This is a genomic window from Streptomyces sp. NPDC049887 (assembly GCF_040656535.1).
In the GTDB taxonomy this organism is placed as follows: domain Bacteria; phylum Actinomycetota; class Actinomycetes; order Streptomycetales; family Streptomycetaceae; genus Streptomyces.
Map to the genome: position 1 here is coordinate 104,416 of NZ_JBFAMM010000012.1, position 25,918 is coordinate 130,333.

Below are 25,918 nucleotides of genomic sequence, written 5' to 3' on the forward strand. Positions count from 1 at the left end.
GAGGCCGCGCAGGCGCTCACTCCCAGCGGAAGAACCTCGCCGCCGCGGCGAGTCCCAGCACCGCCCAGCCCGCCAGGATCCCCAGATCGGCCCACGGCAGTGCCGCGCCGTCCCGGAGCACGTCGCGCAGCCCGTCGGAGAGCGCGGAGATCGGCAGCAGTGAGAGGACCGTCTGCGCCGCGTCCGGGAACCTGTCCAGCGGCACGATCACCCCGCCGCCGACCAGCAGCAGCAGGAAGACCAGATTGGCCGCGGCGAGCGTCGCCTCGGCCCGGAGCGTGCCGGCCATCAGCAGACCCAGCCCCGAGAAGGCCGCGGTTCCCGCGACCAGCAGCAGCGCCACGGCGACGGGACCGCCCCGCGGCGACCAGCCGAGCCCGAGGGCGATCAGCGTCAGCAGCGCGACCTGCAGGACCTCCGTGACCAGGACGGAGAGCGTCTTGGCCGCCATCAGCGCCCAGCGGGGGAGCGGGGAGGCGCCCAGCCGCTTCAGCACGCCGTAGCGGCGCTCGAAGCCGGTGGCGATCGCCTGGCCGGTGAAGGCGGTGGACATCACGGCCAGCGCCAGGACGCCGGGGGCGAGGAAGTCCACCGCCCGGTCCCCTCCCGTGTCGACGATGTCGACGGTCGAGAAGAGCACCAGCAGCAGCGACGGGATGATCACCGTCAGCAGCAACTGCTCGCCGTTGCGGAGCAGCATCCGGGTCTCCAGCGCCGCCTGCGCCGCGATCATCCGGACGACCGGCGCACCCCCCGGCCGCGGGGCGTACGCGCCCCTGCCGCCGGGCGAGTCCGGTGTGCCGGACGTCCGGTCCGTGGTCACCTCAGCGGTCACGACCGCAGCTCCTTCCCCGTGAGCTCCAGGAAGACGTCCTCGAGGGTGTGGCGCTCCACCGAGATGCCGTCCGGCATGACCCCGTGCTGCGCGCACCAGGAGGTCACGGTGGCGAGCAGCTGCGGGTCGACGGTGCCGCTGATCCGGTAGGCGCCCGGCGTCAGCTCGGCCGCCGCGGTGCCGTCCGGCAGCGCCTTCAGCAGGGAGCCGAGGTCCAGGCCGGGACGGCCGGTGAAGCGGAGGGTGTTCTCGGCTCCGCCCCGGCACAGCTGCTCGGGGCTGCCCTGGGCGGCGACCCGGCCCGCGTCGACGATCGCGACGTCGTCGGCGAGTGCCTCGGCCTCGTCCATGAAGTGCGTGGTCAGGACGACCGTCACCCCGTCGGCGCGCAGCTCGCGCACGAGGTTCCAGGTGGCGCGACGGGCCTGGGGGTCGAGTCCGGCGGTCGGCTCGTCCAGGAAGACCAGTTCGGGCCTGCCCACGACGGCCATGGCCAGGGCGAGCCGCTGCTGCTGTCCGCCCGAGAGCCGCCGATAGGTCGTCCGACCGCAGGAGCCGAGGCCGAGCCGTTCGATCAGGGCGTCCACGTCGAGAGGGTGGGCGTGCAGTTTCGCCATGTGGCGCAGCATCTCGTCGGCTCGGGCGCCCGAGTACACGCCGCCGGACTGCAGCATCACGCCGATCCGCGGGCGCAGCCGCGCGGCGTCGGCGACCGGGTCGAGGCCGAGGACGCGGACCGTGCCGGAGTCGGCGCGGCGGTAGCCCTCGCAGGTCTCGACGGTGGTGGTCTTCCCGGCCCCGTTCGGGCCGAGGACGGCGGTGACCGTGCCGGTGCGGACGTCGAGGTCGAGCCCGTCCACCGCGGTTCTGGCTCCGTACCGCTTGACCAGGCCCCGTACCCGGACGGCGGACTCGTTGTTCATGCCGGGCAGTCTAGGGAGAGGGGAGGGGCGGCCGGGGCGCCGGGGCGGGATCCCGGTGGCTCGGGGGGCATGGATCCGGCCACCCGCGGGGGTGCCCCGGAGGCGGTGGCCGCTCCCTCGGGACGGCGGTGCGCAGGGGCGCCCCGGGAGGGACGAATCGCCGGTCAGCGGGGGTGGGCGGGCATCGTGACCGCCCTTCGCCGGACCGCGCCGGTCTCCGCCGGATCGATCCCCCGACTGATCGTTTCCGCAGGTCAGGTTAGGTTTCCCTAAGTGATGCACGGCACCGCCCGCTCGGCGGGACGCGGCTTGTCAGTCTCTCGGGAATTACGCAACAATGGCGTTGTGAAAAACGGCGGAGCTGTGGGGGAGTCCCCCCAGGAGGAGCTCGCGACCGGGGAGCGGTCCACCCGCAACCGGGTCGCGCGGTCGATCCTGGACCACGGCCCGTCCACCGTCGCCGATCTCGCCGGGCGCCTCGGACTCACCCAGGCCGCCGTACGCCGTCATCTGGACGCGCTCGTCTCCGACGACGTCGTCGCGGCCCGTGAGCAGCGCGTGTACGGCGCCCGCACCCGCGGCAGGCCCGCCAAGGTCTTCGCGCTCACCGACTGCGGCCGGGACGCCTTCGACCAGTCCTACGACGTGCTGGCCGTGGACGCCCTCCGCTGGATCGAGGAGAACGCGGGAGGCGAGGCCGCCGTCGCCGCCTTCGCCCGCGACCGCATGGAGGCCCAGGCCGAGGCGTACCGCCGGGCCGTGGAGGCCGCAGATCCGGAGGCGCGCACCGATGCCCTGGCCAAGGCGCTGACCGCGGACGGGTACGCTGCCACGGCGCGTAACGCTCCGGTCGGCGAGCAGCTGTGTCAGCACCACTGCCCCGTCGCCCATGTGGCCGAGCGGTATCCGCAGCTGTGCGAGGCGGAGACCGAGGTCTTCTCCCGTCTGCTCGGCACGCACGTACAGCGTCTGGCCACCATCGCCCACGGCGACGGCGTGTGCACGACCTTCATCCCGAAGGCCGGCCACCGGTCCGACGACGGGCCGGCCGGCGGGTCCGGCGGGACCAGCACGACCAGCAACACCGACAAGACCACTTCGCAAGCATCTGCAAGCACGGCCGGGAGGAACCCCGCATGACTCTCCCCACGGAGACTGCCCACCCTGAGCTCGAGGGCCTGGGCAAGTACGAATACGGCTGGGCCGACTCCGACGTCGCGGGCGCATCCGCGAAGCGCGGCCTCTCGGAGGACGTGGTCCGGGACATCTCCGCGAAGAAGTCCGAGCCCGAGTGGATGCTGAAGATGCGTCTGAAGGGCCTGAGGCTCTTCGACAAGAAGCCCATGCCGAACTGGGGCTCCGACCTCTCCGGCATCGACTTCGACAACATCAAGTACTTCGTGCGGTCCACGGAGAAGCAGGCGGAGTCCTGGGAGGACCTGCCCGAGGACATCAAGAACACGTACGACAAGCTCGGCATCCCCGAGGCCGAGAAGCAGCGCCTGGTGGCCGGTGTCGCCGCGCAGTACGAGTCCGAGGTCGTCTACCACCAGATCCGCGAGGACCTGGAGGAGCAGGGCGTCATCTTCCTGGACACCGACACCGCGCTGAAGGAGCACCCGGAGCTCTTCAAGGAGTACTTCGGCACGGTCATCCCGGCCGGTGACAACAAGTTCGCCTCGCTGAACACCGCGGTGTGGTCCGGCGGCTCCTTCATCTACGTGCCGAAGGGCGTGCACGTCGAGATCCCGCTCCAGGCCTACTTCCGGATCAACACCGAGAACATGGGCCAGTTCGAGCGGACGCTGATCATCGTCGACGAGGACGCCTACGTCCACTACGTCGAGGGTTGCACCGCCCCGATCTACTCCTCGGACTCGCTGCACAGCGCCGTGGTCGAGATCATCGTCAAGAAGGGCGCCCGCTGCCGCTACACGACCATCCAGAACTGGTCGAACAACGTCTACAACCTGGTCACCAAGCGCGCCGTGGCGTACGAGGGGGCGACCATGGAGTGGATCGACGGCAACATCGGCTCCAAGGTCACGATGAAGTACCCGGCCGTCTACCTGATGGGCGAGCACGCCAAGGGCGAGACCCTGTCCATCGCCTTCGCGGGCGAGGGCCAGCACCAGGACGCCGGCGCCAAGATGGTCCACATGGCGCCGAACACCTCGTCGAACATCGTCTCCAAGTCGGTGGCGCGAGGCGGCGGCCGCACCTCCTACCGCGGTCTGATCGAGATCGGCGAGGGCGCCCCCGGTGCCAAGTCCAACGTGCTCTGCGACGCCCTGCTCGTCGACACGATCTCCCGGTCCGACACCTACCCGTACGTCGACGTCCGCGAGGACGACGTCTCCATGGGGCACGAGGCCACCGTCTCCAAGGTCTCGGAGGACCAGCTCTTCTACCTGATGAGCCGAGGCCTCTCCGAGGACGAGGCGATGGCGATGATCGTGCGCGGCTTCGTCGAGCCGATCGCCAAGGAGCTGCCCATGGAGTACGCCCTGGAGCTCAACCGGCTGATCGAGCTGCAGATGGAGGGCGCGGTCGGCTGACGCCGGCGCCCCACCCGCAGCGAGCAGATTCTCACGTAGGAAGCGAGCAACACGACAGCCATGGCTGAGGCTCAGAACATCCCGGTGGGCTCCACCACCGCCGGCTCGATCGCGGTGGCCGCGGAGTCGACCGTCGCCACGCGCATGAGCGCGCCCCCGTCCTTCGACGTGGCGGACTTCCCCGTTCCGCACGGCCGCGAGGAGGAGTGGCGGTTCACGCCGCTGGAGCGACTCAAGGGGCTGCACGACGGCACCGCGAAGGCCGACGGTTCGATCAAGGCGGAGGTGCACGCCCCCGACGGCGTCACCGTCGAGTCCGTGGGCCGCGACGACGCGCGCGTCGGCAGGGCGGGCACGCCCGTCGACCGGGTGGCCGCGCAGGCGTACTCCGCGTTCGAGAAGGCCACCGTCGTCTCGGTCCCCAAGGAGACGGTCCTGGCCGAGCCGGTGCGGGTCACCCTGCACGGCGAGGGCGGCACCACCTTCGGGCACACGGTCTTCGAGATCGGCGCCTTCGCCGAGGTCGTCATCGTCATCGACCACACCGGTGACGCCGTGCGCGCCGCCAACGTGGACTTCCTGATCGGCGACGGCGCCAAGGTCACCTTCGTCTCCGTCCAGGACTGGGACGACACGGCGGTGCACTGCTCGCAGCACAACGCGCTCGTCGGCCGCGACGCCACCTTCAAGTCGGTCGTGATCACCTTCGGCGGCGACGTCGTGCGCCTCCACCCCCGCGTCGAGTACGCGGGCACCGGCGGCGAGGCCGAGCTGTTCGGCCTGTACTTCACCGACGCGGGCCAGCACCAGGAGCACCGACTCCTGGTCACCCACAACACGCCGCACTGCAAGTCCAACGTCGTCTACAAGGGCGCGCTCCAGGGCGACGACGCGCACGCCGTCTGGATCGGCGACGTCCTCATCGAGGCCAAGGCCGAGGGCACCGACACCTACGAGATGAACCGCAACCTGGTTCTGACCGACGGCGCCCGCGTCGACTCCGTGCCCAACCTGGAGATCGAGACCGGTGAGATCGTCGGCGCCGGCCACGCCTCCGCCACCGGCCGCTTCGACGACGAGCAGCTCTTCTACCTGATGGCCCGGGGCATCCCGGAGGCCGAGGCCCGCCGCCTCGTCGTCCGCGGCTTCTTCGCCGAGCTCGTCCAGCAGATCGGTCTGCCGGACGTGGAGGAGCGCCTCATCGCCAAGATCGAGGCGGAGCTGGAGGCGTCCGTCTGATGGCCTTCGTCCGCGCCTGTGGGCTGAGCGAGCTGGAGGAGGACACCCCGAAGCGGGTGGAACTCGACGGCACGCCGGTCTCCGTCGTCCGCACGGAGGGCGAGGTGTTCGCGATCCACGACATCTGTTCGCACGCGAACGTCTCCCTGTCCGAGGGCGAGGTGGAGGACTGCCAGATCGAGTGCTGGCTGCACGGCTCCAGCTTCGACCTCCGCACCGGCAAGCCGTCCGGCCTTCCCGCGACGCGCCCCGTCCCCGTGTACCCCGTAAAGATCGAAGGGGACGATGTGCTCGTCTCCGTCACCCAGGAGTCCTGAGTCACCCATGGCAACGCTTGAAATCCGCGACCTGCACGTCTCCGTCGAGGCCGAGAACGGCCCCCGGGAGATCCTCAAGGGCGTCGACCTGACCGTGAAGCAGGGCGAGACCCACGCCATCATGGGCCCCAACGGCTCCGGCAAGTCGACTCTCGCCTACTCCCTCGCGGGCCACCCCAAGTACACGATCACCGGTGGCACCGTGACCCTGGACGGCGAGGACGTCCTGGAGATGTCCGTCGACGAGCGCGCCCGCGCCGGCGTCTTCCTCGCCATGCAGTACCCGGTCGAGGTCCCCGGCGTCTCGGTCTCCAACTTCCTGCGGACCTCCGCCACCGCGATCCGCGGCGAGGCGCCCAAGCTGCGCACTTGGGTGAAGGAGGTCAAGGAGACCATGGAGAGCCTCCAGATGGACCCCTCGTTCGCCGAGCGGAACGTGAACGAGGGCTTCTCCGGCGGCGAGAAGAAGCGCCACGAGATCCTCCAGCTGGAGCTCCTCAAGCCGAAGATCGCGATCCTCGACGAGACGGACTCCGGTCTCGACGTCGACGCGCTGCGCACGGTCTCCGAGGGCGTCAACCGCGTCCGCGAGACCGGTGAGGTCGGCACCCTGCTGATCACCCACTACACGCGCATCCTGCGCTACATCAAGCCCGACTTCGTCCACGTGTTCGCGAACGGCCGTATCGCCGAGTCCGGCGGCGCCGAGCTCGCCGACAAGCTCGAGGCCGAGGGCTACGAGGCATACACGAAGGGTGGCGTATCCGCGTGACACAGCTGCCGGGCCTCCTCGACACCGAGGCGATCCGCAAGGACTTCCCGATCCTGGACCGCGTGCTCCACGACGGCAGGAAGCTCGTGTACCTGGACAACGCGGCGACCTCGCAGAAGCCGCGCCAGGTGCTGGACGCGGTCGCCGAGTACTACGAGCGCTACAACGCCAATGTCCACCGCGGTGTGCACGTGCTCGCCGAGGAGGCCACGGCACTGTACGAGGGCGCTCGCGACAAGGTCGCCTCCTTCGTCAACGCACCGAGCCGCGACGAGGTGATCTTCACCAAGAACGCGTCGGAGTCGCTGAACCTCGTGGCGAACATGCTGGGCTGGGCCGACGAGCCCTACCGCGTGGACCGCGAGACCGAGATAGTCATCACGGAGATGGAGCACCACTCCAACATCGTTCCGTGGCAGCTGCTGGCGCAGCGCACCGGTGCGAAGCTGAAGTGGTTCGGCCTCACCGACGACGGCCGCCTGGACCTCTCCAACATCGAGGAGGTCATCACGGAGAAGACGAAGATCGTCTCCTTCGTGCTGGTCTCCAACATCCTGGGGACGGTCAACCCGGTCGAGCAGATCGTCCGCCGGGCGCAGGAGGTCGGCGCGCTCGTCCTCGTCGACGCCTCGCAGGCCGCCCCGCACATGCCGCTGGACGTCCAGGCCCTCGGCGCCGACTTCGTCGCCTTCACCGGCCACAAGATGTGCGGTCCGACCGGCATCGGCGTGCTCTGGGGCCGCCAGGAGCTGCTGGAGGACCTGCCTCCGTTCCTGGGCGGTGGCGAGATGATCGAGACCGTCTCGATGCACTCGTCGACGTACGCCCCGGCGCCGCACAAGTTCGAGGCCGGTACGCCCCCGATCGCCCAGGCCGTCGGCCTCGGCGCCGCCGTGGACTACCTCGACGCGATCGGCATGGACAAGATCGCACAGCACGAGCACGCGATCACCGAATACGCCGTCCAGCGCCTGCAGGAGGTTCCCGACCTGCGGATCATCGGCCCGGTCACGGCCGAGGACCGGGGAGCGGCGATCTCCTTCGTGCTCGGGGACATCCACCCGCACGACGTGGGGCAGGTGCTCGACGAGCAGGGCATCGCCGTCCGGGTCGGCCACCACTGCGCACGGCCGGTGTGCCTCCGGTACGGAATTCCCGCGACCACCAGGGCGTCGTTCTATCTGTACTCCACGCCGGGCGAGGTGGACGCACTCATCGACGGCCTGGAGCACGTCCGCAACTTCTTCGGCTGAGGGGCCTGACGTGAAGCTTGATTCGATGTACCAGGACGTCATCCTGGACCACTACAAGCACCCGCACGGGCGGGGCTTGCGGGACGGCGACGCCGAGGTGCACCACGTCAACCCCACCTGCGGCGACGAGATCACGATGCGTGTGAAGTACGACGGCACACGCATCGCGGACGTCTCCTACGAGGGCCAGGGCTGTTCCATCAGTCAGGCGTCCGCCTCCGTGCTGAACGAACTGCTCGTCGGCAAGGAGCTCGCCGAGGCGCAGAAGATCCAGGCGACGTTCCTGGAGCTGATGCAGTCCAAGGGCCAGATCGAGCCGGACGACGCGATGGAGGAGGTGCTGGAGGACGCGGTCGCGTTCGCCGGTGTCTCCAAGTACCCGGCGCGCGTGAAGTGCGCCCTGCTGAGCTGGATGGCATGGAAGGACGCGACCGCGCAGGCGCTGTCCGAAGGGAAGACCGCATGACTGAGAACCGCGAGACCACGGCGGAGAAGGACTGGCCGGACGAGGAGACCTTCTCCTCCGAGGCCGCGGCGCCGACGAGCACGAAGGCCTCCGAGGAGGAGGTCCGTGAGGCCCTGTACGACGTCGTCGACCCCGAGCTGGGCATCGACGTGGTCAACCTCGGGCTGATCTACGGCATCCACATCGACGACGCCAACATCGCGACCCTGGACATGACGCTGACGTCCGCTGCCTGCCCGCTGACGGACGTGATCGAGGACCAGGCGAAGGCCGCGACCGACGGCATCGTCAACGAGCTGAAGATCAACTGGGTCTGGATGCCGCCGTGGGGTCCGGACAAGATCACCGACGACGGCCGTGAGCAGCTGAGGGCGCTCGGCTTCAACGTCTGACACCGCTCGACTCCGCCCCCGAAGCCGGGGCGCGGTGCCGCGGCACGCTCCGGCACGGACCTCTCCGGCACGGGAGGCCGTCCGTCGCGTGCGGGAGTCCGGGACATGACGTCCAGTGGCACGGAGACGTGACGGTCCGCAGGGACCGGGACGGCCGTGCCCGCCGGGGAGACCGGCGGGCACGGCCGTTCGTGCGTGCGGGCCCGTCCGGCCCCGGGACGGTCCCGGCCGGGACCGTCCCGGGGCCGGACGGGCCCGCCGTCCGCCGAGTACGCCACCGCGATGGCCCCCGCCGACCAGCAGGGCGGCGGCGAGGCACACGGCAACCACCGTGCCGTAAAGCTGCTTCCAACCACGGCCTGTCGTCGCGAACGGACCGCCCAGGACATCGCCGAGGGCGAGCGGGCGAAGCGGCATCACCTCCGGCTTCGTACCGGGGAAGGTCCCCAGCCGCCCCAGCCGGGGCCCCGCCGTATCCCGGCGTCCCGCCCCAGCCCGAAGGGTGGCCGTGGTCGGGCACACCGCCCGAGCCGGGTGTGCCGTCGTACGGCCCCGACCCCGGTCCCATGTTGTCCGACATGGGTCTTGCCCCCACCCAGTCGCCTCATCCGACCGGGCCGCGGTAGCCCTCCTGAACACGCCGGAAGGCACCGGTACCCGTCTCCCCGTGTACGTCCGGACCCCTCTTGTGTACGGTCGTACACATGGCTTACGGACTGCTGGCCGCGGCGATCGCGGCGGAGGTCGCCGGCACCACGGCGATGAAGTACAGCGAGGGCTTCACCCGGCTCTGGCCCTCACTGGCCACCGTCATCGGGTACGTGATCGCCTTCGCGCTGCTCGCACAGACGCTGAAGACGCTCTCCGTCGGCACGGCGTACGCGATCTGGGCGGGCGTCGGGACCGCCGCCGTCGCGGCGATCGGCATGGTGTTCCTGAACGAGTCCACCAGCCTCGTGCGGATCGCCGGTATCGCGCTGGTCGTCGCCGGCGTCGTCGTGCTCAACCTCGGCGGCGCGCACTGATGGGGCGCCGCTACGACCCCGATCGGCGCCAACGCATCATCGACGCCGCCATCCGGGTGGTCGGACGCCACGGCATCGCCGGGCTGAGCCACCGCACGGTCGCCACCGAGGCGGACGTGCCGCTGGGCTCGACCACGTATCACTTCGCCTCGCTGGACGAGCTGCTGGTCGCCGCGCTGCGCCAGGCCAACGAGGGCTTCGCGGCCGCCGTCCGGGACAGCGGGGTCCTCGCGGACCCCGGCCGGGATCCGGCCGGTGAGCTGGCCCGGCTGATGGGGGAGTGGCTCGGGGGCGAACGGAGCGGGGTGGAGCTGGAGTACGAGCTCTATCTCGCCGCCCTCCGCCGCCCCGCGCTGCGCCCCGTCGCGGCGGAGTGGGCCGACGGGGTCACCGAAGTGCTCGCCCGCCGCAGCGACCCGGTGACCGCCCGGGCCCTGGTGGCGCTGATGGACGGGATCTGCCTCCAGGTCCTGCTCACGGGCACCGCCTACGACGAGGAGTACACGCGCGAGATGCTGGGCCGGGTCCTGTCCGCGTCGGGGAGCGTGAACCCGAACGCGGTCTCCGGGTGACAGGGGGTGTGACGCCTACCGACAGCGGACACGGAGACCGCGTGAACGGCCCACCCGAGGCACCCGGCGACGACGCGCATCCGGAGGCCCCTTCGTCGCGAAGGGCACCGTCATCGCCCACGCTCACCCGGGTGAGCACCGAGATCGTGGACGACCCCGAGGGGAGGCAGGGAACCGCACCGCCCGGCGGCCCGCACAGGGGACGGGCCGCCGGGACGCGCGACCGGCACCTGAGACCGGTTCGCCCCCGCCCGGCCCCGCCGGTTAGGTTCTCCTCATGACTGACTCGCCCGACAGCACCACCGCACCTCGCCCCACCGGCGCCGTCGCCGCCGGACTCGCCACCGTCGCCGGTGACGGCACCGTGCTCGACACCTGGTTCCCCGCCCCCGAGCTCTCCACCGAGCCCGGCCCCGCCGGCACCGAGCGCCTCACGCCCGACCAGGCGGTCAACCTGCTCGGTGAAGGTGCCGCCAGGGCCGTCGGTGTGGACGCCCGGCGCGAGGTCGAGGTCGTGGCCGTACGCACGGTCATCGCCTCGCTCGACGAGAAGCCGATCGACGCGCACGACGCCTACCTGCGCCTCCACCTGCTCTCGCACCGGCTCGTGCGGCCGCACGGCCAGAGCCTCGACGGGGTCTTCGGGCTGCTGGCCAACGTCGCCTGGACCTCCCTGGGGCCGGTCGCCGTCGACAACGTCGAGAGGGTGCGGCTCAACGCCCGCGCCGAGGGCCTCCACCTCCAGGTGACCTCGATCGACAAGTTCCCGCGGATGACGGACTACGTGGCGCCCAAGGGCGTCCGCATCGCCGACGCCGACCGCGTCCGGCTCGGCGCGCACCTCGCCGAGGGCACCACGGTCATGCACGAGGGCTTCGTCAACTTCAACGCGGGCACCCTGGGCACCTCCATGGTCGAGGGCCGTATCTCCGCCGGCGTCGTGATCGGCGACGGCTCCGACATCGGCGGCGGCGCCTCCACCATGGGCACCCTCTCCGGCGGCGGCAACGTGGTCATCGCCGTCGGCGAGCGCTGCCTGATCGGCGCCGAGGCGGGCGTCGGGATCGCGCTCGGCGACGAGTGCGTCGTCGAGGCCGGTCTGTACGTCACCGCGGGCACCCGCGTCACGATGCCCGACGGACAGATCGTCAAGGCCCGTGAGCTGTCCGGCGCCTCGAACATCCTCTTCCGCCGCAACTCGGTGACCGGCGCCGTCGAGGCCCGCCCGAACAACGCGGTCTGGGGCGGTCTCAACGAGGTGCTGCACAGTCACAACTGAGGTACGCCGTCGCCGCCCCGGGTACCGGAGGTCCGCTCCCCGGGGTCGGCGAACGCTTTCGTGTGACTCCGCGTGACCTCCGGCGCCGCCGGACGGATGAACGGGTGACCGTGGAGTCCTACGAAATGCCAAGGCGAGGAATCGAGATGAAGACCAGGCCGGCCGTGCTCGGAACGCTGATGCTGGGGGCCCTGGCGGGTCCGTGCGGACTCGCGCACGCCGACGAGACCCACAGCGACTCGCACAACGCCCCTGTCGTGGCGCTGGTCTCGACCGGCCAGATCGACGATCCGCTCGAGGACGTCCTGGAGCATGCCGCCGTCCTCGGCTCGACCTACGTGTACGACTGAGCCCGGACGGGAACCTCCGGGGCCGTACCGGCCCGGTGCGCGCGCGGCGCCGCCGGGTACAGCCGGGCGAGTTCCCCGTACGCCGCCAGCAGCCCGCCGGTCGTCTCCCGGCCGGCGGGCCGCAGCGGCTCGCGCACCGGTCCGGCCGGCAGTCCGATCGCCCCCAGCAGGGCCTTCGCGGTCACCGTGCCCGGCAGTCCCGAGGCCATCATCGACTCGGCGAGCGGCAGGGTGAGCTGGTTGATCGTGGTGGCCTCGGCCGTCAGCCCCGCGTCGAAGGCGTCCAGGACGGCCCGCATGGGGCGCGGGGCGGCGTTCGCCACGGTGCTGACGAAACCGGCGGCGCCGACGGCGTAGAGCGGCAGGTTCGTCTCCTCGCAGCCCGAGTAGTACGCGAGCGAGGTCCGGGCGATCACCTTGGTGCTGCCGAGCAGGTCGTACGCGCAGTCCTTCACGGCCACGATCCGCGGGTGGGCGGACACGCGTACCAGGGTGTCCGGTTCGATGCGGGTGCCGGTGCGGCCCGGGATGTCGTACAGCATCAGCGGAATGCCCACCGCGTCCGCGACCTGCCGGAAGTGTGCCGCGAGGGCGTCCTGCGGCGGTCTGCTGTAGTACGGGGTCACCACCAGCAGGCCGTCCGCCCCCGCCTTCTCCGCCGCCCGGCCCAGCTCGACGGTGTGCCGGGTGCTTGCGCTGCCGACGCCGGCGACGACGGCCGCTCGTTCGCCCACGGCCTCGCGCACGGCCCGTACAAGCGCGGTCTTCTCGGCGTCGGTGGTGGTGGGCGACTCACCTGTGGTGCCGTTCAGCACCAGCCCGTCGCAGCCCTCGTCCACCAGGTGCGCGGCCAGCTTCTGTGCGCCGGCCAGGTCGGGGCCGCCATCGGCGGTGAACGGTGTGATCATCGCGCAGAGTGCACGGCCGAACGGGCGCGGTCGAGGTCGTGGCGTCGTCATGGCCGAAGTGTCCGTCCCGGCGACTGTGAAGGTCCACTTAGTTCTGCTTGGGTGCAAGGGAAAGCATTGCTGAAGGGATTGGTGCGGTGGGGTGGGCGCCGGCCCCGGACCGCCGCCACGGACGGTACCCGCGTCCGCGGCCACGCCGAGGGGAGAGCGGGGCGGGAGGCCCGGAAGGCGCTGGAGGCGCCCCACGGCGGATCCGGCTCCCGTGCCTCGCCGTGGCACCTGGTCCGGAGCCACCCGGCCGGGTCCCACGGGCAGCCGCGTGACGCGCTGGACGCCCGCGCCCTTCCCTGACGCGGGCGTCCGGGAAGGGCGCGGCCGACCGCCCCGATGCCGATGCCGATGCCGATGCCGAGGCGGAGCCGGGCGCCGCGACGGGCGCCCGTCCGCTGTGCGTCCCGCCGGGCGTTCCGCCCGCTCCGCGGTTACGGGCGGAAGCGCAGCACCTGCGGGTCGTGGTCGCTGTTCTGGTCCGCGAACTCCGCGTTGATGTGGACGCTGTCGTAGCTGAAGTCGTCGATCGACGGGCTGGTCAGGATCTGGTCAAGCACCTGGCTGTTGCCCTGGTAGACGTACGAGTAACGCTCCCAGCGCGGCAGCGACTTGATGGCGGGGTACAGCGCACCGCCGTGCGTCAGCGCCTTCGTGGTCTGCGAGAACTCGAAGTCGTTGATGTCGCCGAGCACGACCACGTCGGCGTTGCGCTGGGCCTTCAGGATGTCCTTCACGAAGGCGTTCACGGTCTGGGCCTGCAGCAGGCGCTGGGCCTCGGAGGACCGGGCCGGCGGCTGGTGGTGCGAGGTCAGGCTCTCGTCGCCGCCCTTCGAACCGAAGTGGTTGGCGATGACGAACACCGTGCGGCCTCGGAAGACGAACTCTCCCGCGAGCGGCTTGCGGCTGTTCTCCCAGGCCGCGTTGGCCGGGTCGACCCGGCCGGGGGAGAGGGTCAGGGCGGCGCGGCCCTTCTCCCGGACGACACCGGTCGCGGCGGTCGGCGTGCCGCCCGCACGGTCGGTGAAGGAGACCCGCTCGGGGTCGAAGAGGAACACCTGGCGGATGTTGCCGCCGGGCTGGCCTCCGTCCTTGTTGTTCTCCGGGTCGACCGAGCGGAAGTCGTAGGCAGGACCGCCGGCGGCGACGATCGCCTCCGTGAACTTGCGGACGGTCTGGTCCGCGGCGACCACACCGTCGTTCGTCGCGCCCGTGTTGTCCTGGATCTCCTCCAGGGCGATGATGTCCGGCGTGGCGAGGTTCTCGACGACGGCCCGGGCCAGGGCGTCGAACTTCTCCTGTGGGTCGGACGGGTCCAGGTTCTCCACGTTGTACGTGGCCACGGACAGTTCACCGCGGCGCTCCTGGCGGGCGCGCTCGCGCTCCAGGCCGCGGTCCTGCACCGTGCCGAGGGTACGGGCCGTGATAGTGTAGCCGCCGAACTGGTTGAAGTCCAGCGGGCCCTCGGTCGTTCCGGACAGCACGTCACCGACGTTCGCCTTCGGGAACGGCTGCTGGGCGATCGGCACCAGCGACTGGATCTGGAGCCGGCCGGTGTTCTGGGAGGCGTACGAGCCGTAGCGGGTTCCGCCGCGCACGGTGCGGTTCTCCCACGGCTTCACCGTGACCCACAGCTCCGAGTACGGGTCGGTGGCGCCGACGACACGCGAGGAGCCGATCCGGACGTTGCTGCCCTCCAGGGACTCGTAGTAGTCCAGGGCGTACGCGCGGGGCCGCAGCGGCAGCGCGTTGATGCTGTTCCCGGCCGCGGGGTCGCCCTCGGGCGCGTACGCCGACGGCACGGAGCGGGCGGTGATCGTCACCGGCGCGGGCAGCTCGTTCCCGGAGGAGACCACGGTGATCGTCGGCTTGGAGATCTGGGTGATCGACTGGTTGCCGGAGTTGAGGCCGCCGGGGACGTACTCGCCGACCGTGCCCGAGACCCTGACCGCGTCGCCGGTGGCGACCGTCGGGGTGGAGCCCGTGAAGACGAAGATCCCCTCGCTGGTGGCGGGGTCGGCGTCGGCCTGGGGGTCCTGGATCCAGAATCCGCGGGAGGAGCCGTACGTACGGACACCGATGACGATGCCCTCGACGTCGGCGACCTGGCGGCCGACGAGCGGGGACGTACGGGTCGTGCCCTGGATGTCGTGAATGCGGACGGCCGGGTCCGTGTTCTCGGCATCGGCGGCGGCCGAGGAGGAACCGGCGAGCAGGCCGGCGGCCAGTGCGGAGGCCACGACGGCTGCGACGGCGGCAGATCTCGGTATGGAAGACATCAGGGAACTCCGGTGTGAGGGTTGAGGGGTGGCATGTGGGACCACTGATGGATCTACGCGCGTCAATGTCTTGTGTGGATGCGTGAGTTGTCAAGAGGTGCCGGGTGTACGGGGGTTGACGGGTACATGAATCGGAAGGCATCGGGCGAATTGCGTCTACGCTGGGGGCCGCCACGAGCCGGATCGCCCACAGCCGAGGAGAGCCCCCAGATGCCAGCAGACCGCCCCGCCGGACGCCGTGCCCTGCCGCCTGTGCGACTGCACTCGGACGCGGAACTGGCGCGGGACGCGCTGGGCGCGCCCCTGCTCGCCCGGGCCGTGCGGCTGGCGCGCTGGGCCGGACCCGAGACCAGGGTCGGCGCGGGCGGTGAGCTCGTCGACGAGCAACTCGCTCCGGCAGCCGAGGTGTTGGGGCTGCCGGCGGACGAGGACGGCCGGGCGTACGCCAGCGAGGCATGGCGGATCGCCGTGGACACCGGGCTCGTCGAGGTCACGGATCCGGAGGACGACACCGCCGAGTTCGGCACGGTCACCGCCGGCGGCGCGCTGCCGCTGGTCACCGGCGGCAGCCCGCAGGACGTGCTCGCGCTCTGGCAGGACGCCTTCGACGCGGTCTTCGCCGACGCCATCGCCCCCGTGCTGGAGGATCCGGACGCGATCATCGGCCCGGACGGCGGGATCGACTTCGACGCGCTCGGCTGGGACCCCGAGGCGGAGACGGAGTTCCTCGACGGCGTCCTCGGCAACCTCTACCTGCTGACGGCCATGGGGACGGGCGCGGTGGAGGGGCAGGTTCCGCTGCCGGCCCTCGCCGCGTCGATGATCGTGCCGGACGACATGCGGGAGCCCACCGACGCGGTACTGGAGCAGGTCTCCGACGCGATGATGCGCCTCGACGACCAGTTCCGGGTGCTGGAACCGATCGGACTGGTGGAGTACCGGCCGGTCGACGAGGCACTGATGGTCGAGGAGGGCGCCGAGCCCGCGCTCCCGGGCATCGAGGAGGACGTCTCGCGCTACGGGCTGGTGAAGCTCACCCCGCTCGGCCTGTACGGCGTCAGGAACCGGCTGGCCGAGGGCGGGGAGTCGGTTCCGGCCGTCGGCGACCTCGCCGACAAGGACGCCGACGCGCTGCTCGACGGAGTGGCGTACTACCCCGACGAGGCGGCCCTGGCGGAGACCGCGCAGTGGCTCGGCGCGCGAGCCCCGCTGCAGGCCGCCCGTGAACTGCTCGCCGCCGCGCGGGGCAGCGACCCCGGCGCGCCGCTGCGCCGTCTGCGCTGCCAGCAGGCGCTCGCACTCGCGGGCCCCGAGGCGGAACCGGCGGTCCGGGACGTCCTGGACGACCGCGAACTCGGCGGCCTCGCCCGCGTCTGGCTCGCCGAGCGCGGCGCACCGGACGTACCCCCGCCGCCGGAGACCATGGTCTTCTGGCTCGCCGTCGACACCATCGCGGCCCAGCTCGACGCCGAGGGCGACCTGGCGGACGTCCAGGACCTGATCGTGGGCCTCGTGGGTCAGCACGGCGGCTTCTTCGACGCGGTCTGGCGCGTCGACCACCCCGCCACGGTGGACGTCCTCGACGCGATGGGCCGACTCCACCCCGACAGGAAGACGGCGAAGGACGCCCGCAAGGCGGCGTTCAAGGCCCGCTCCCGAGGCTGACACCGGCTCGCCGGCGCCGGCCCCGGTAGCGGGCCCTGAAGCGGTCCGGCGGCGGGGCCGCCGCCGGCCTTCCCCGGCGGATACCGCGTCCCCGCGGCCGGTACCGTGCCGCGGGGCGCGCTCATGGCGGGCGTCGTGCGTCCACGCACGGCCGGTCGGCGGGCGCACGCCCGCGCGCGAATCGAAGGGGCGCACGCTGACCGCGACGGCGTCGGACAGGCGATCCTGAGCTACCACCGCTCTGTTCGCCGGCATCCGGACGCCGGGCATCACACTCGCCGTCACCGGCCCCTGGAAACGAGGGCCCCGCCCCTGAGCAACGGCGTCCCGGATCCGCCCGGGCGGCCGGAAAACCCTTGGCGCGACCCGCGCCCGCTTCCCTAGAGTGATCCACGTCCAGGTGCGCAGGCAGGACCTACTTCCGCTCATAACGGGGAGGCCGCGGGTTCGAGTCCCGCCGCCGGCACTCGTGCCGGTGTAGCTCAGAGGTCAGAGCACCACTGTCGGTTCCGCCGAACCGTCCTCTGGACGCACAACTCCGTGCACCTCCCGGTGCGCAGGCCGCGGTTACTTCGTTGTCATCGAAATTGCGACCGCAGCCGTCCTCGATCTCGGGAGGCCCAGCATGCGGAGAGGGCGCCCGGTGCGCAGGCCACGGGTACTTCCGGATCTGGCGGCTGCGGGTTCGAGTCCCGTCATGCCTTCGGGGCGTGTAGCTCAATCGGGCAGAGCACCAGGCACAGCAACCGTCGCCGACCCCTGATCTCGGGCACCCTCTTCCGCGCTGCGCTTCCCCTGGAAACACCGAATTCGGGGGAATTCACATGGCACGCTTCAACATCCGCCCCGTCAAGTCCCGCGCGGCCTCGCCCGTGAGGACGACCGGGCGGACCACCGTCACCCACCAGGGCGGCCGGGGCCATCTGCGCGATGCCAAGTCCGAGCTGTTTCTGCTGGCGGTGGCGAACTTCGTCTCCCAGCAGACCTTCTACGAGTCCGACGAGGCCCGGGACGACCGCTTCATCGCGCTCGTCCGCACGCTCGCCGTCGAGGACCCCGAGTGGACCGCCGGCCTGATCGGCTGGCTCCGCGGGGACGCGGGCATGCGTACCGCCTCGCTCGTCGCCGGCGCCGAGTACGTGAAGGCCCGGCTGGACGCCGGTGCCACCGAGGGGCCGGCGAACCGGAAGGTCGTCGCGTCCGTGCTGCGCCGCGCCGACGAGCCGGGCGAACTGCTCGGCTACTGGACCTCCCGCTACGGGCGGAGCATCCCGAAGCCGGTGAAGCGTGGCGTCGCCGACGCCGTGCGCCGCCTCTACACCGGCAAGTCGCTGCTGAAGTACGACACCGCGGCCAAGGGCTACCGGTTCGGCGACGTGCTGAACCTCGTGCACGCCTCGCCGGACCCGGACAGGCCCGGGCAGGGCGAGCTGTTCCGCTACGCCCTGGACCGCAGGCACCACCCGGCCACGGCCGTCCCGCCCGCCTCGAACCGTACGCTCACCGCGTACCGGGCGCTGATGGCGCTGCCGGTCGGGGAACGGCGTGCCGTGGTCGCGGCGCCGGACGCGGCCGAGCGGCTGGCGGGGGCGGGAATGACCTGGGAGGCGCTGGCGGGCTGGCTGCAGGGCCCGATGGACGCCGCAGCCTGGGAGGCCGTGATCCCCTCCATGGGTGCCATGGCGCTGGTGCGCAATCTGCGCAACTTCGACCAGGCCGGGGTGTCCGACGAGGTCGCGGCGCGGGTCGCGGCGAAGATCTCGGACCCGGAGTCGGTCGCGGCCTCGCGGCAGTTCCCCTTCCGCTACCTGGCCGCCTACCGGCACGCGCCGTCGCTGCGCTGGTCGTACCCGCTGGAGACGGCACTCGGCCACTCGCTGGCCAACGTGCCCGCGCTGCCCGGCCGGACGCTGATCCTGGTCGACCGCTCCGGCTCGATGTGGTCGAGGCTGTCCGACCGTTCGGAGCTGAACCGGGCGGACGCGGCGGCGATCTTCGGAACGGCGCTCGCCATGCGGGCGCAGGCGGCGGACCTGGTGGAGTTCGGAACGACCAGCCGGCCCGTGCGGTACCGGCCGGGCGAGTCGGTGCTGAAGGTGCTGGGCCGGTTCGGCGACCTCGGCGGTACCGACACCACCGGGGCCGTGCGCAGGCACTACCGGAGCCACGACCGGGTGCTGATCGTCACCGACGAGCAGGCGTCGTACAGCCGCCACGGCGACCCGGCCGCGCAGGTCCCGGACCGCGTCCCGGTCCACACCTGGAACCTGGCCGGGTACCGGGCGGGCCACGGCCCCTCGGGCACCGGCAACCGGCACACCTTCGGCGGACTGACGGACGCCGCTTTCCGGATGGTGCCGCTGCTGGAGGCCGGCCGGGACGCGAACTGGCCGTGGGTGGCGGATTGAACGGGGAGCGGGGGGAGGGCACATACTGCAGGCAATGACTGAATCTGCCGGTTCCCGGCGTCACCTGCCCACCAGTCCCTTCCACCGCCCCACCCCGCCCGCCCCGCCGATCGAGCACTTCGACGTCGGAGACCGGGTCTCGCACGACCAGTTCGGACTCGGAAGAGTCACCGGAGTCGAGGGCGCGGACGCCGTCCTCGTCGACTTCTCAGGGCGACAAGGGAGGATCCTCAGCCCGTTCACGAAACTGACCAAACTCTGAGGTCGCGCCCGCGGGCCGCCGCCGCATCGGCGGCGGCCCGGGGCTCCACCCGACGGTCGCGATCAGCGCGACCGTCTCGCCGTCGATCCGGCGCGGCCCGCCCTAGAGTGCTTGGGCGGCGGGCTTGACCATGCCCCGGACCGTGCGGGACTTCACGAACTCGCCGATCGCCGTCATCTCCCACTCGCCCGAGTACTGGCGGATGAGCTTCGCCATCATCACCCCGGTCTGCGGTTCGGCGCTGGTGAGGTCGAAGCGGACGAGTTCCTCGCCCGAGGCGGCGTCGATCAGCCGGCAGTACGCCTTGGCGACCTCGGTGAACTTCTGGCCCGAGAAGGAGTTCACCGTGAAGACCAGTCCCGTGGCGTCGGCGGGGAGCCTTCCCAGGTCCACGACGATCACCTCGTCGTCCCCCGCGCCCTCCCCGGTCAGATTGTCGCCGGAGTGCTTGATCGCGCCGTTCAGGATCGACAGCTTGCCGAAGTAGCAGCTGTCGAGGTGGTTGCGCTGCGGGCCGTACGCGATCACCGAGGCGTCCAGGTCGATGTCCCGGCCGCGGTAGGCGGGCTCCCAGCCGAGGCCCATCTTGACCTGGGAGAGCAGCGGGGCGCCGCCCTTGACCAGGGAGACGGTCTGGTTCTTCTGGAGACTGACCCGGCCCTTGTCGAGGTTGATCTTGCCGGAGCCGGCAGGGGCCGCGGGCGCGGCGGGTGCCGCGGGGGCCTGCGCCGGGGGTGCGGCCGCTGCGGGGGCGGGGGTCGGAGCGGGCGCGGCGGCCGGTTCCTCGTCGACCGAGACTCCGAAGTCGGTGGCGATGCCGGCCAGCCCGTTCGCGTACCCCTGGCCGACGGCACGGGCCTTCCACGCGCCGTTCCGCAGGTAGACCTCCACGACGACCAGGGCGGTCTCCGTGCCCAGACGGGGCGGCGTGAAGGTGGCCAGCACCGTGCCGCCGTCCGCGTCGCGGATCGTGGCGGTGGGCTCGATGCCCTGGAAGGTCTGCCCCGCGGCGTCCGGGCTGGCGGTGACGACGATCCTCTCGATTCCGGCCGGAACCGCCGTGGTGTCGACGACGATGGCGTCCGGCGCGGAGCCGCCGCCCGACCGGTACGTCACTCCGGGGCCCGAGGGCTGGTTGTAGAAGATGAAATCGTCGTCTGAGCGCACCTTGCCGTCGGCGGTGAGCAGCAGGCTCGATACGTCGAGCCGCACCGGGGCGGCGACGTCCACCACCACGCGGGCGGCGGCCAGGGGGATGTTCGAGCCGGGGGTCATAGCTGTCATGACTGGGGTAACGAGCGAGGTCGCTTTGCCGTTCCCTTACCTTCGGCCGAATCGGTGCGGCCGGCGGTCGGGCCGGGCCCTCCGGTTCCCCCGCGCGGCGCGGCCGGCGGGAAGGCTCGGCCGGCGGTGGGCCCCGCGGCTCCCGGCGGTCCAGTCGGGTAACGCCGTGGGCGAGTGACGTGGCGAAAACCTGAGGGGCGCTCCCGGCGGGCACAATCCAGCCGTCCGACACGCGCGGAACCGTCACCCGCCGAGGAGAGCCCATGCCGGAAACACCAGCGCGAAGCGCCTTCGACCGCTACTTCCGCGTCTCTGAACGAGGGTCGACCGTCGCCCGCGAAGTGCGGGGCGGCATCGCCACGTTCTTCACGATGGCCTACGTCCTCGTGCTCAACCCGATCATCCTCGGCAGCGCCCAGGACAAGTTCGGCAACCAGCTGTCCACTCCCCAGCTGGTCACCGTCACCGCCCTGGTGGCCGCCGTGATGACCGTGATCATGGGCGTCGGCGGCAATGTGCCGATCGCCGTCGCGGCTGGCCTCGGCCTCAACGCCCTCGTCGCCTACCAGATCGCGCCACTGATGAGCTGGCCGGACGCGATGGGCCTGGTGGTGATCGAGGGCATCGTCATCTCCGTCCTCGTCGTCACCGGGCTGCGCGAGGCGATCATGCACGCCATCCCGCAGCAGCTGAAGCAGGCCATCAGCGTCGGCATCGGGATGTTCATCGCCTTCATCGGGTTCGTCGACGCGGGCTTCGCGACCCGCATCCCCGGTGAGACGGGGACCGTGCCCGTCCAGCTCGGCGCCACGGGCCATCTGTCCGGGTGGCCGGTGCTCGTCTTCTGCCTGGGTGTGCTGCTGACCATCTCCCTGGTGACCCGGAAGGTGCGCGGCGCGATCCTGCTGTCCATCGTCACGATGACCGTCGTCGCCATCGTCGTCGACGCGATCGCCGACATCGCCCCGCCCGCCTGGGGACTGACCGTGCCGTCCGTCCCGGACGACCTGTTGGCCTTCCCGGACTTCGGACTCGTGGGCGCCTTCAGCCTCTTCGGAGCCTTCGAGCAGGTCAGTGCCGTCACCGTCGTCCTGCTGGTGTTCACCCTCGTGCTCAGCGACTTCTTCGACACCATGGGCACGGTCGTCGGGGTCTCCAACGAGGCCGGGCTGCTCGACGAGAAGGGCGACGTCCCCAACCTCGGGCGGATCCTGCTCATCGACGGCGCGGCCGCGACCGCGGGCGGTCTGGCGTCCGCCTCCTCCGCGACCTCCTACGTCGAGTCCGCCGCCGGTGTCGGCGAGGGCGCCCGCACGGGCTTCGCCAACGTGGTCACGGGCGCGCTCTTCGGCCTGGCCCTGCTGCTCACCCCGCTCGCCACGATGGTGCCCGCCCAGGCGGCCGCACCCGCCCTGGTCGTGGTCGGATTCATGCTGATGACCCAGGTGCGGCACATCGACTGGCTGTCGTACGAGATCGCCATCCCCGCGTTCCTGACGATCGCCGTGATGCCGTTCACGTACTCCATCACCAACGGCATCGGCGCTGGCTTCATCGCCTACGTCGTCCTCAAGACGGTGCTGGGCAGGGCACGGGAGGTGCACGCGCTGCTGTGGGTCACGGCGGCCCTGTTCGTCGTGTACTTCGCGATCGACCCGATCGAGCAGCTGATCGGCCTCAGGTAGCGGCACGCCGTGCGTCGTACCGGAGGGCCAGGCCCGTCGCCAGCGCGCCGAGGCCCTCCCAGAGGCCCACGCCGAGGAAACCGGCCGGGGCTCGCCCGCCGATCACGGCCAGGGTGAAGACGGCACAGGTCAACAGGCGGAACGGGACCGTCCAGCGAAAGAAGGGACGCCAGTCGGAGAGCGCTGCCAGGACGTAGTACACGCCCATGTTGAGCGCGGCCATCGAGGACGCGGTCAGAAAGACGACCGTGTGGTCCCCCTCCGTCCGATCCGGATCCGGGACCGCCTCGAAGCCCGTCAACGAGAGCAGTGCGTCCGGGGCGACCAGCCCCGTCAGGCCCATGGCGGCGGCGAGAAGACCGAACACGGCCATGGTCCAGCCGGACAGGGAGCGGGGCAGCGGCTGCACGAAGTCCTCCATGCGCAAGGGGAGTTGACGTGTGAACGACTCCTGCATACCGTGCGCCCCGCTCCCGGCCGCGCGCGGGGGCTACTTCAGCGCCGCCCGCATCATCCTCTCGGCCACCGGCGCCGCGAGCCCGTTGCCGCTCACCTCGGAGCGGGCCGCCCCGGAGTCCTCGACGATCACCGCGACCGCCACCTCCTTGCCGTCGGCGCCCTTGGCGTACGAGGTGAACCAGGCGTACGGCGTCCTGCTGTTGTTCTCGCCGTGCTGGGCCGTGCCCGTCTTGCCGCCGACCTCGGCGCCGTCGATCCGGGCGTTGCTGCCCGTGCCGTCCTCGACGACCGTCACCATCGCACTGCGCAGCTGCTCGGCCGTCCTCGAGGAGACGATGCGCTCGGTCTCGGAGTCCGGGTACTCCTGCAGCGTGGTCCCGTCGGCGTCCACCACCTTGGACACCATATGCGGCGACGCCAGGAGACCGTCGTTGGCCAGGGTGGCGGACACCATGGCCATCTGCAGGGGCGTGGCGGTGACCTCAAACTGCCCGATGCCCGTCAAGGCCGTCTGGGCATCGTCCATGTTCGTCGGGTACACACTCTTGGCGGCACGCACGGGGACGTCCCGCTCGGAGTCGTTGAAGCCGAACTTCTCCGCCGTCGCCCGGACCTTCTCCTTGCCGAGCCGCTCCGCCATCTTCCCGAAGACGTTGTTGCACGAGTACCGCAACGCGGTGCGGATCGTGGCGTTCTCGCACGGCGCGGACGCGTTCTCGTTGACCAGCACCGTCCGGGTGTGCGGCAGCGTGTAGGGCTGGGGGCTGTCGGTCGGCTCGTCCACGGACGCGTACAGGCCCTCCTCCAGCGCTGCGGCGGCGACCACGAGCTTGAAGGTCGAGCCGGGCGGCAGCGGCTGCCGCAGGGCCCGGTTGACCACGGGCTGGTCCTCGTCCCCGGTGAGCCGCTGCCACGCCTCGCCGTCCGTGGTCCCGCTGATCTCCGACGGGTCGTACGACGGGGTGCTCACCACCCCGAGGATCCGTCCGGTCTTCGGGTCGACGGCGACCGCGGCGCCCTTCTTGTCGCCGAGCGCCTCGAAACCGGCCTTCTGAACCGCGGGATCCACGGTGGTGAGGACGTCCCCCGGCTGGGCGCGCTTGCCGGTGAGTGCGTCCAGCGGGTTCTTCAGCCGGTTGTCCGTGCCGTCGAGCACGTCGCCGTAGATGCCTTCGAGCTGTGTCGCCCCGTACGCCTGCGAGCTGTAGCCGGTGACGGGTGCGTACAGCGCGCCGTCCGTGTACGTGCGCTGGTACGCCAGATCGCCTCCCTCCGTCCGCTGCGAGCCGGTGACCGGGGAGCCGGCCACCACGATGTCGCCGAGCGGCTGCGCGTACCGCGCGATGGTGTTCCGCCGGTTGTGCTTGTCGTCCGCGAGGGCCTTGGCCTCGTAGCCCTGCACCCAGGTCGCCCGCAGCAGCAGGGCGAGCACAAGGAGCAGGCTGAAGACCGCGGCGCGCCTGATCGTCTTGTTCATCCCGCAGAAGGACGAGCGGTACGGAGAGCTTCGTTCCGGATCGGCCGGTTTTCTCACCGGATCCTCATTCTCGCGAGGAGCCGCGACGGCCCCTGGCGGGGGAGTCCGCCCGGCCCACGAGGGGTTCGTCCGGGCGCCGACCGATGGATATCCGCGCGGGCCCGGCCGCCCGGCCCGCGGGGGCCATGCGGCCCGTCGGAGGCGGCCGCCGACGGCCTCAGCCGTCGAGCCGCAGCAGCAGTTCCTCGGTCTCCTCGCCCCTGGCGTGGGCGAAGCCGCTGTCCCGCCCGGTCACCGTGAAACCGCACTTGACCAGCACCCGCAGCGAACCCGTGTTGTCGGCGGCCACGCGGGCGTGCAGCGGCCGTTCCGGCACGATCCGCAGCAGGGCGCGCAGCGCGGCCGTGGCCACACCCCGACCCCACAGGGCGCGGTCGATCCAGTACGTCACCTCGCGCTCGCCGGGCGGCCCGTACACGGCGGCGTGCCCCGCCACGGCGCCGTCCACGAGGACGGTGCGGTTGACGTCGTCCGTGCCCAGGATCCGCTCCCAGTGGGCGTCGAACCGGGCCCGGTCGGCCGGGTCCTCGGCGGTGAACGCGGCCATGCGCCCGGCCTCGGGGTCCTGCATCAGCGTGAAGAGGAAGTCGAGGTCGGTGGGCCGCACCTCGCGGAGGACGATCTCCATCAGAGCCGCCTCGTGGCGAGCGTCAGCCGGTCCCGCGCGTCGAACAGCGCGTCCTTGATCATCTGCTCGTGCGCGGGGGTCAGCCGGGCCACCGGCACCGAACAGCTGATCGCGTCGCGGGCCGGGGTGCGATAGGGGATGGCCACGCCGAAACAGCGCAGGCCCAGCGTGTTCTCCTCCCGGTCCACGGCGTAGCCCTGCTCGCGGATCTGCCGCAGTTCCTCGATCAGCCGCTCGCGGTCGGTGACGGTCTGCTCGGTCAGTGCGGGCAGCGTCTCCGGGAGCATCTTCCGCACCTGTTCGTCGCTGTGGGTCGCGAGCAGCGCCTTGCCGAGCGAGGTGGAGTGCGCGGGCAGCCGGCGGCCGACGCGGGTGAACGGGCGAAGGTAGTGCCGCGACTGGCGGGTGGCGAGGTACACGACGTTCGTACCGTCGAGCCGGGCCAGGTGGATGGTCTCCGCGGTGTCGTCCGAGAGGCGGTCCAGGGTGGAGCGCGCCGCCGCGACGACCTCGTCGCCGTCGATGTACGACGTGCCGACGAGCAGGGCCCGTACGCCGATGCCGTAGCGGGTGCCCGTCGCGTCCGTCTCCACCCAGCCGAGCTCGACGAGGGTGCGCAGCAGCATGTACAGGCTGGACTTCGGATAGCCGACGGCCTCCTGGACGGCTGCGAGCGAGTGCATCCCGGGTCGGCCCGCGAAGTACTCGAGCAGCTCCACCGTCCGCACCGCGGATTTGACCTGTGGTCCACCCTGCTCGGCAGTCGCCATGGCC

General features: G+C 71.3%; 25 protein-coding genes. 16 read left to right on the top strand and 9 right to left on the bottom strand.

Going from position 1 to position 25,918, the window contains the following annotated elements; genetic code table 11:
* Window positions 1-16: 16 nt before the first annotated feature.
* Complete coding sequence (locus tag AB0J10_RS17075; protein ID WP_363062466.1) at window positions 17-733, bottom strand: ABC transporter permease; 717 nt, start codon at window positions 731-733, stop codon at window positions 17-19.
* 98 nt (window positions 734-831) lie between these two features.
* Window positions 832-1,758: an ABC transporter ATP-binding protein gene (locus AB0J10_RS17080; RefSeq protein WP_363062278.1), complete on the bottom strand. Its 927-nt coding sequence runs from the start codon at window positions 1,756-1,758 to the stop codon at window positions 832-834.
* 345 nt (window positions 1,759-2,103) lie between these two features.
* Here AB0J10_RS17080 and AB0J10_RS17085 point away from each other — a divergent pair, with 345 nt between their 5' ends.
* The 12 genes from AB0J10_RS17085 (at window position 2,104) to AB0J10_RS17140 (ending at window position 11,981) form a co-directional block, all read left to right on the top strand.
* Complete coding sequence (locus AB0J10_RS17085) at window positions 2,104-2,898, top strand: metalloregulator ArsR/SmtB family transcription factor (protein ID WP_363062280.1); 795 nt, start codon at window positions 2,104-2,106, stop codon at window positions 2,896-2,898.
* Window positions 2,895-4,316 carry a Fe-S cluster assembly protein SufB gene (gene sufB, locus AB0J10_RS17090; protein ID WP_363062282.1) on the top strand — a complete coding sequence of 474 codons (1,422 nt, stop codon included), beginning with the start codon at window positions 2,895-2,897 and terminating at the stop codon, window positions 4,314-4,316. Before AB0J10_RS17085 ends, sufB begins: the two co-directional genes overlap by 4 nt.
* 60 nt (window positions 4,317-4,376) lie before the next feature.
* Window positions 4,377-5,555, top strand: a complete 1,179-nt coding sequence (gene sufD, locus AB0J10_RS17095) for a Fe-S cluster assembly protein SufD (RefSeq protein ID WP_363062284.1) — start codon at window positions 4,377-4,379, stop codon at window positions 5,553-5,555.
* On the top strand, window positions 5,555-5,872 hold the full coding sequence (locus AB0J10_RS17100; protein ID WP_017948817.1) for a non-heme iron oxygenase ferredoxin subunit: 318 nt from the start codon (window positions 5,555-5,557) through the stop codon (window positions 5,870-5,872). Before sufD ends, AB0J10_RS17100 begins: the two co-directional genes overlap by 1 nt.
* 7 nt (window positions 5,873-5,879) lie before the next feature.
* On the top strand, window positions 5,880-6,644 hold the full coding sequence (gene sufC, locus AB0J10_RS17105; protein WP_363062286.1) for a Fe-S cluster assembly ATPase SufC: 765 nt from the start codon (window positions 5,880-5,882) through the stop codon (window positions 6,642-6,644).
* Entirely contained in the window at window positions 6,641-7,897 is a 1,257-nt protein-coding gene (locus tag AB0J10_RS17110) for a cysteine desulfurase (RefSeq protein ID WP_363062288.1), read from the top strand. Before sufC ends, AB0J10_RS17110 begins: the two co-directional genes overlap by 4 nt.
* Before the next feature lie 10 nt (window positions 7,898-7,907).
* Complete coding sequence (sufU, locus tag AB0J10_RS17115; protein ID WP_026165434.1) at window positions 7,908-8,363, top strand: Fe-S cluster assembly sulfur transfer protein SufU; 456 nt, start codon at window positions 7,908-7,910, stop codon at window positions 8,361-8,363.
* The gene (locus tag AB0J10_RS17120; protein WP_269731085.1) at window positions 8,360-8,755 is read left to right on the top strand and encodes a metal-sulfur cluster assembly factor; all 396 of its coding nucleotides are present in this window, start codon (window positions 8,360-8,362) and stop codon (window positions 8,753-8,755) included. Before sufU ends, AB0J10_RS17120 begins: the two co-directional genes overlap by 4 nt.
* A 704-nt stretch (window positions 8,756-9,459) precedes the next feature.
* Complete coding sequence (locus AB0J10_RS17125; RefSeq protein WP_363062291.1) at window positions 9,460-9,780, top strand: SMR family transporter; 321 nt, start codon at window positions 9,460-9,462, stop codon at window positions 9,778-9,780.
* Window positions 9,780-10,352 (top strand): TetR family transcriptional regulator, encoded by a 573-nt coding sequence (locus tag AB0J10_RS17130; protein WP_363062293.1) that lies wholly within the window; start codon window positions 9,780-9,782, stop codon window positions 10,350-10,352. The genes AB0J10_RS17125 and AB0J10_RS17130 overlap by 1 nt, the downstream gene beginning before the upstream one ends.
* Before the next feature lie 277 nt (window positions 10,353-10,629).
* Window positions 10,630-11,631 (top strand): 2,3,4,5-tetrahydropyridine-2,6-dicarboxylate N-succinyltransferase, encoded by a 1,002-nt coding sequence (dapD, locus tag AB0J10_RS17135; protein ID WP_363062295.1) that lies wholly within the window; start codon window positions 10,630-10,632, stop codon window positions 11,629-11,631.
* Window positions 11,632-11,777: 146 nt separating this feature from the next.
* On the top strand, window positions 11,778-11,981 hold the full coding sequence (locus AB0J10_RS17140; RefSeq protein WP_363062297.1) for a hypothetical protein: 204 nt from the start codon (window positions 11,778-11,780) through the stop codon (window positions 11,979-11,981).
* Here AB0J10_RS17140 and dapA read toward each other — a convergent pair.
* Window positions 11,966-12,940: a 4-hydroxy-tetrahydrodipicolinate synthase gene (gene dapA / locus AB0J10_RS17145; protein WP_363062299.1), complete on the bottom strand. Its 975-nt coding sequence runs from the start codon at window positions 12,938-12,940 to the stop codon at window positions 11,966-11,968. The genes AB0J10_RS17140 and dapA overlap by 16 nt on opposite strands.
* Before the next feature lie 431 nt (window positions 12,941-13,371).
* Window positions 13,372-15,216: an endonuclease/exonuclease/phosphatase family protein gene (locus AB0J10_RS17150; protein ID WP_363062301.1), complete on the bottom strand. Its 1,845-nt coding sequence runs from the start codon at window positions 15,214-15,216 to the stop codon at window positions 13,372-13,374.
* 210 nt (window positions 15,217-15,426) lie between these two features.
* On the opposite strand from AB0J10_RS17150, the gene AB0J10_RS17155 reads away from it, so the two are divergent.
* The 3 genes from AB0J10_RS17155 (at window position 15,427) to AB0J10_RS17165 (ending at window position 19,551) form a co-directional block, all read left to right on the top strand.
* On the top strand, window positions 15,427-16,881 hold the full coding sequence (locus AB0J10_RS17155; RefSeq protein ID WP_363062303.1) for a hypothetical protein: 1,455 nt from the start codon (window positions 15,427-15,429) through the stop codon (window positions 16,879-16,881).
* Between the two features lie 824 nt (window positions 16,882-17,705).
* Window positions 17,706-19,289 carry a TROVE domain-containing protein gene (locus tag AB0J10_RS17160; protein WP_363062305.1) on the top strand — a complete coding sequence of 528 codons (1,584 nt, stop codon included), beginning with the start codon at window positions 17,706-17,708 and terminating at the stop codon, window positions 19,287-19,289.
* 34 nt (window positions 19,290-19,323) lie between these two features.
* Window positions 19,324-19,551: a hypothetical protein gene (locus tag AB0J10_RS17165; protein WP_363062307.1), complete on the top strand. Its 228-nt coding sequence runs from the start codon at window positions 19,324-19,326 to the stop codon at window positions 19,549-19,551.
* Between the two features lie 102 nt (window positions 19,552-19,653).
* Here AB0J10_RS17165 and AB0J10_RS17170 read toward each other — a convergent pair whose 3' ends face one another.
* Entirely contained in the window at window positions 19,654-20,835 is a 1,182-nt protein-coding gene (locus AB0J10_RS17170; protein WP_363062309.1) for a TerD family protein, read from the bottom strand.
* A 263-nt stretch (window positions 20,836-21,098) separates the two neighbouring features.
* Between AB0J10_RS17170 and AB0J10_RS17175 the strand changes: the two genes are divergently transcribed.
* Complete coding sequence (locus AB0J10_RS17175; protein WP_363062311.1) at window positions 21,099-22,520, top strand: NCS2 family permease; 1,422 nt, start codon at window positions 21,099-21,101, stop codon at window positions 22,518-22,520.
* Here AB0J10_RS17175 and AB0J10_RS17180 read toward each other — a convergent pair.
* The 4 genes from AB0J10_RS17180 to AB0J10_RS17195 all read right to left on the bottom strand — a co-directional run bounded on the left by AB0J10_RS17180 (window position 22,513) and on the right by AB0J10_RS17195 (window position 25,914).
* Window positions 22,513-22,941, bottom strand: coding sequence for a hypothetical protein (locus AB0J10_RS17180; RefSeq protein WP_363062313.1), 429 nt, complete (start codon window positions 22,939-22,941; stop codon window positions 22,513-22,515). The genes AB0J10_RS17175 and AB0J10_RS17180 overlap by 8 nt on opposite strands.
* 69 nt (window positions 22,942-23,010) lie before the next feature.
* Window positions 23,011-24,456: a penicillin-binding transpeptidase domain-containing protein gene (locus tag AB0J10_RS17185; RefSeq protein WP_363062315.1), complete on the bottom strand. Its 1,446-nt coding sequence runs from the start codon at window positions 24,454-24,456 to the stop codon at window positions 23,011-23,013.
* A gap of 217 nt (window positions 24,457-24,673) precedes the next feature.
* Complete coding sequence (locus tag AB0J10_RS17190) at window positions 24,674-25,144, bottom strand: GNAT family N-acetyltransferase (protein ID WP_363062317.1); 471 nt, start codon at window positions 25,142-25,144, stop codon at window positions 24,674-24,676.
* Window positions 25,144-25,914 carry an IclR family transcriptional regulator gene (locus AB0J10_RS17195; protein WP_363062319.1) on the bottom strand — a complete coding sequence of 257 codons (771 nt, stop codon included), beginning with the start codon at window positions 25,912-25,914 and terminating at the stop codon, window positions 25,144-25,146. The genes AB0J10_RS17190 and AB0J10_RS17195 overlap by 1 nt, the downstream gene beginning before the upstream one ends.
* Window positions 25,915-25,918 lie beyond the last annotated feature (4 nt).